General features: G+C 46.9%; 1 pseudogene. It reads left to right on the forward strand.

What is annotated here, in order from left to right:
* A pseudogene (locus AC6UDE_RS07165) lies at window positions 1-239 on the forward strand (Xaa-Pro peptidase family protein); the annotation flags it as partial.

Below are 239 nucleotides of genomic sequence, written 5' to 3' on the forward strand. Positions count from 1 at the left end.
GAAGACGATAACTTGGTTATTAGCCGTTACCAGCAGTTACAAGCAGAGTTTCCGAAGGCTGATTTTAAGACCAACGTTGCTCCTAAAGTGAACGAGTTACGTGTGATTAAGACCCCTTACGAGATTGAACAACTGGATGCAGCTGGCAAGGAAGCAGACTTTGCCTTTAAGGTGGGCTTTGAAGCCGCTAAGGCTGGCAAGACCGAAGCCGAAGTTGAGTACCAAGAAAAGATTCGTGG

The organism is Fructilactobacillus sp. X2R5C3 (assembly GCF_059901325.1).